Annotated in this window: 4 protein-coding genes; all 4 read right to left on the reverse strand. The window is 61.5% G+C overall.

Features of this window, described 5'->3' with window-relative positions; all coding sequences use genetic code 11:
* Positions 1-344 precede the first annotated feature (344 nt).
* From ACFFAR_RS23250 to ACFFAR_RS23265, 4 genes are read right to left on the reverse strand one after another with little or no spacing between them, the layout of a single operon-like run.
* The gene (locus tag ACFFAR_RS23250; RefSeq protein WP_174364387.1) at positions 345-1,895 is read right to left on the reverse strand and encodes a TolC family protein; all 1,551 of its coding nucleotides are present in this window, start codon (positions 1,893-1,895) and stop codon (positions 345-347) included.
* Complete coding sequence (locus ACFFAR_RS23255; protein ID WP_174364388.1) at positions 1,882-3,855, reverse strand: FUSC family protein; 1,974 nt, start codon at positions 3,853-3,855, stop codon at positions 1,882-1,884. The genes ACFFAR_RS23250 and ACFFAR_RS23255 overlap by 14 nt, the downstream gene beginning before the upstream one ends.
* Entirely contained in the window at positions 3,836-4,885 is a 1,050-nt protein-coding gene (gene mdtN / locus ACFFAR_RS23260) for a multidrug transporter subunit MdtN (protein ID WP_174364389.1), read from the reverse strand. Before mdtN ends, ACFFAR_RS23255 begins: the two co-directional genes overlap by 20 nt.
* Positions 4,882-5,202, reverse strand: coding sequence for a YtcA family lipoprotein (locus ACFFAR_RS23265; RefSeq protein WP_174364390.1), 321 nt, complete (start codon positions 5,200-5,202; stop codon positions 4,882-4,884). The genes mdtN and ACFFAR_RS23265 overlap by 4 nt, the downstream gene beginning before the upstream one ends.
* Between the last annotated feature and the right edge of the window lie 305 nt (positions 5,203-5,507).

Consider the following 5,507-nt stretch of genomic DNA (forward strand, 5'->3'; position numbering starts at 1 on the left):
GCGGCAAATATTTCGCCAGATGCTTCAAACTCTGCGTGATGCGCCAGATGCGCTATTCGGCGTGGCGCAAACCGCTGAATAACGCGTCCTCCTAATATTGATAACGGCAGCATTTCGGCTCGGTTGACCAAATTATTAACTTTTAAAAAACTTTTTGCTCTCGATGCGTTTGGGAGCGCACATTCCCATAGAAACGAATGTTCGCAAATCAGATAAATCCGAAACATCGATAAAGCGACGTGAATATGTTCGTTTTACGATGAGTTTAAATCGCGGGCTTAACGCATTACTTTAAGTGTGCGGCGTGAAGCATTGCCGCGAAAAGAATATTTAGCGCGGAAGGGCTAGTTGGACCGCGCTGCAACCGAATCAATCGAGCCGGTTGCAAGCGCCAATGCGGCCGCCGCCGAGAGCGCGCCGCTGTAACTGTCCGCGCCTGCGTTTTTCGCGACCAGCAGTTGGTTCTGTGCGAGCAACGCGTCAGTGATCGAACCCACGCCTTGGCGGTATGCGTCGAACGCGGCGTCGTACGTGGTCTGCGCGGCGCTCAGCAATTCGCTCGCGGCGGCGTTCGCGGCCAGGCTCGTCTGCAGTGTGTTCTGGGCGGTGACGATCTGCCGGACCGCTTCTTCGCGGCTTCGGGCGAGGCGGGTGGACGCACTGTCGGCATCGTTGCGTGCCTGTGCGAGCACGGCCTGCCGCAAGCCGCCGTCGTATAACGGAATGGTCACGCCGACGATCACGCTGCCGCCGTAGCGGCCGCCGCTCAGGTTCACCGTCGGCAATTGCTGGCCGATGCTCGGAACAGCCGATATGGAAGAACTGCCGGTGTTGTACGCACCGTTCGCCGAGAGAAAAACCTTCGGCATGAATTCCGACTCGGCGGACTTCACTTTTGCGAAATTGATTCGTTCGGCGGCGTAGGCGCTCAGCACGTCGGGGCGCCGGGCAATCGCGTCCGACACAATCCGCTCGATTGAATCGTTCACCGGTGACGGAAGCGTGCGCGCCGGCATCACGGCGATCATGGGTTTCGATAACGGCGATATTCCCATGGCCGAAATCAGCATCAGATAGGCATTGCTCTCGACGCCCTGCGCCTGGACCAGCGCGAGCTTCGCCTGCGCGCGGTTCTGGTTGGCCTGCGCGACTTCGATGACCGTGCCGATGCCATGTTTGTAGCGCGATTGCGCGGCGGCGAAAATGGCTTCGGCGTTGTCCAGGCCTTGCCGCGTGGTGGCAATACGGGTGCGCGCCGCCTGATAGGTATAGAACGCGACGCTGACATCGAAAATCACTTGCTGGTGAACCGCGGTAAAGCCGATGTTCGCCATCACCGAACCCTGCGACGCCGCCTCGACGCGTGCGGCGCGTCCGCCGAAATCGAAGAGCAGCCATTGCAGCGACAGCACCGATGTCGCGCCGTATCCCGAGCCATTGGTTGACGAACCGTCGAACGCCGACGAGTTCGGACCCTGGGTGGCCGCGTACTGCCCCATTGCTGCTATCGATAATTGCGGAAGGTACGCGCTCTTGGTAATGCCTGCCGCCAGCGCTGCGTTGCGCGCATCGTTCCACGCAATACGCGTCAGCGGATTCGCCGATTCCGCCAGATCGATTAGTTCGGCCAACTCGTACGCATGTGACTGCGATAGCGCCGGAGGAGGGCGAACGGCGGCGAGCGTGGGATTCGCGGGCAATTGATAGCTGCTTGCCAACACCGATCCTGCTGATCCCGTCGCCGGCCCGGGCACGATGGCGCCCGTCGAATCCGTCTTTGGCTGCCAAGGATGGTCGGGGCTCTCGGGCGCCATATCGATGGACGATGTCGCGCAGCCGGCCAGACCCGCCGCCGTCAGGATTGCCAGTGCGAAGGAAGGCTTAAGCCGCAGCATGAGTCGTGAAGCCCTTCGCCGCGTCGCTCGGCGCGGCGTGTTCGAGTTGGATGAGGCGTGCGTTGCCGAGGCCGAGCAAGGCGGTGCGCGTGTCGTTGTTTGCATCGGCGGGCGATGGTGGTGGTGTGCCGGCGCCAACGGTTTCACCTGAAAGCCGGCTGATCCAATCGTCGATGGCGGTATCGCCCGGATGCCGTTCTGCGAGCAGGAACATGGGCGTTTCAAGGGCGTCGAGCCTGGTCAGTGCGTTGCGGCGCTCGGCGATCCACGTTGCATCTGGACGAACCCAAGACGGCTCGAAATGCATCGTCGCGAGATCCTGTTCCAGCGCGCCGCATTGAGCCATTGCGCTCGCGGCCATCGCGCGGCGCGTGCCGGGGTGCGTCAGCATCGCGATCCGCTTCCATTGCTCTTGCAGCGCGGTGAGGCCGGCATCCACGCGCGCCGCAACGCTTACCGGCCACACGCGCGTGAAGATGAGATAGACGACCACGTTGCCGATCAGAATCCCGATCGTGCGATCCCGCGCGATGGTCAAGTCGAATGCGGGCGCCGGACCCTGGATCACGCACATGAAAAACACCAGCGCGATCTGGAATCCCGCATACGCGATACGCGGCGAACCAAACGCGATCCACGCCGAGAGCCATGTACCGGCAAACACGATTCCCATCAGCCCGAGAGCGGACGTCGTCACGGGCATCAGGAACACGATCGCAGCCGTACCGAGGATCGCGCCAATTAGACACCCGGCGATACGCAGCGTCATTTTCTCTACGGTTTCAGCGGTCGTGCCGAGCGACACCATGTAGACGGTGATGAAGCAGGTATGGATGCCCGGCCAGTTGATTTGCGTGTAGAGCAGATAGCAGAACATCGCGGCTGCCGTGGTCTTCAGCGCGTAGCGGACGTGCTCGGGGTTCGTGAATGCATCGGGCAGAAAGAACCCGCCGGATTTGGCGGCGGGCGGTGGGAGCGGTGCATCGGCTTCAACCACCGCAAAGCGGGTGATCGCCCGCTGCAGATCTTCGGCAACGACTCGTGCGAGCGGCGGCAGTTCAGCCACGCCTGGCAGAGTGAGCTCGATATCGACCGGATAACCGCCTGCCTCGAGCATGCGCGCCATGTTCTCCAGTGTGTCGGCGATCGGTGCTGCAAAGGCTGCCGGCAAACGCGCCGATACTTCGCGGGCGGCCAGATCGGCGGCGACCAGAATCGCAAGCGTCGATGAAACCGCTTGCCTGAGCGCAGGGAAATCCGCGCGCGCCGACGAGCCGTCGACGACTGACAGCTTCAGCCATGTGCCGATCTGCGCATCGCCTTCACGCAAGCAGGCGCCGAGTGCGGCTTGTGTCGACTCCGGGTCGACCAGGCTCCGGGCGGCAAGCCGCAGGCGCTTGGCTAGCGTGCGGCCCGCGAGCCGCCGTGGCGACGGCGCGATCAGCACGTTGACGCAAACCGATACTGCGAACGGAATCGCTGTCATCACCCAGGCGTAGAGCAGGGCGCGGGTCGCCACTTCGCCGAACGGCACGCTGCCGAGTTCATCGAGCAAAAAGCCGATGATCATCGCGAGGATCGCGCCCACCGGTCGCAGCTTGCTCGCCGACGTCACGAACAGCAATCCGAACGACAGCCCCGCGATGCATGCGACCCGCCAGAGGGGATCGTCGAGCGCAAACATGGCCACGATCAGCACGATGCCGAGAAACACCGTGACCAGCACGAGCATCGCGACGCTTTGCACGACGCTCATCACCCGGTCGGGCTGGTTCAGGAAGAACACGACATAAGCGGAAATCGCGGCTTCCATCGTGCCGTAGGCGCTTGTCACATATGCCGTCAGCGCGCAGATCAACGCAATGCGGCACGCCATTGCCGCTCGCCCCGGAAAGGGCGCGAGGAGCTTCAGGATGTCGGCGGCACCCGGCCGGGCAAGATCACCGGCAGGCTGTGCCATGCCGCACCTCGACCATCGCACTTGCGCCAACCCGGACCAGTTGCGCGGCCGGCTCGTCAAGACGCACGCGAACCGGGAAGCGCTGGGCGACGCGGACCCAGTTCACTGATTGCTGAACGATAGGCAATGAGCGCGGCAGATCGATCCGGTCGGTATCGGCAACACCCGCGCCGATGCCCGTCACCTTGCCGTGGATCGCCTGGCTTCGGTCGATCATCGAATAGACGGTTGCGCAATCGCCGGGTTGAATGCGCGCGAGTTCCGTTTCGCGGAAGTTCGCAACCGCGAACCATTCGTCCGAGTGGACGAGCGTGAAGATCGACTGATGCGGCGCGACTGTTTCGCCGGCCAGCACCGAGAGGCCCGTGACAAAACCATTGTGCGGCGCGCGCACGATGCTTGAATCGAGGCTGTGCTGAGCAATCGCGAGTGCGGCCTCGCGCGCAACCACGATGGCGACTTCGCCTGCATCGTCGCCGATCGTCTGCGCGGTTGCCTGCTTTTGTTCTTGTGCCTGCTTGAGAGACAGCGCGGCGTCGCGTTGGGCAACTTGCGCCTGATCGAGCTGCTGCGTGGACACATAGCCCTTCGCCGCGAGCGGCGTGAGCCGCTGCACGCTGCGCGATGCGAGTTCATAGTTGCGTGCGGCTTTTCCGGTCTGATCTCCTGCGATCACCGCATTAGCGCGCTCGCTGATGAGCCTCTTGCGGCGCGTTTCCAGCGCCGCCCGGGCGAGATCGAGGTCGGCCTGGGTCTGCGCGACCAGCAGCCGGAACGGAACCGGATCGATCTCGAACAGCACGTCGCCTTTTGCAACGTGCTGGTTGTCCTCCACGAGCAACCGGACGATGCGGCCGCCGACCGGCGATGCGATGTGGACTACATCGGCATCGATTGTGGCGTCATCGGTCGAAGGAAAGCGGGTTGTACGGTCATACGCGTAGTACGCCGCTGCGAGACCGAGCACGATGATCACGCCCGCGATCACGCGGCCTTTGAGAGAGCGTTGGCGCTTCCCGGCGATCTTCATGGCAGATGTCCCGTTCCCGAAAGCCAGAAGAGCACGGCGATCATGACGCCAATAGCCATGCACACGAAAAGCTGAAACGGGACGATCTGCGCAAAGCCAGTGGACACGAATATTCGATGTGCGATCAGCGCGCCAATAAACCCGATCAACGCGCTCATTAACCAGAGCGGAAAATAGGCGCCGAAGATTTCATATGACGGCGCACCGCGTAACGCGCATCCCGAGAGAAGCAGACTCAACACGGGAGTCGCGGAAAGATGCCGCGTGCGCTGCAGGATCGCGTTGCGGACGCTTATTTGAATGGGTTTTGGCGGCATTGCAGCGTGCGTGTTGATAAAGGCCCTGGGGAAGCAACGAAATCATGGGCACTTTAACAGCGCGGCAAATTCATATCGAAGAATTCGCACAATGCACAACTTTTATTACGAATTTTCCGAAAGCGTGCAGCAAATAGAAATAATGAGATAACACGGGCGGAGTTTATGTCTTGAGTTTTTAAGTCGAACGCAACGCGAATCAGCAAAGCAAAAAGCCCAGTCCGAAGACTGGGCTTTTTGCTTGATGCTATTTGGTGCCGGAAAGAGGAATCGAACCCCCGACCTTCGCATTACGAATGCGCTGC

Origin of the sequence: uncultured Caballeronia sp. (assembly GCF_964243625.1) — a bacterium.
GTDB lineage: Bacteria > Pseudomonadota > Gammaproteobacteria > Burkholderiales > Burkholderiaceae > Caballeronia.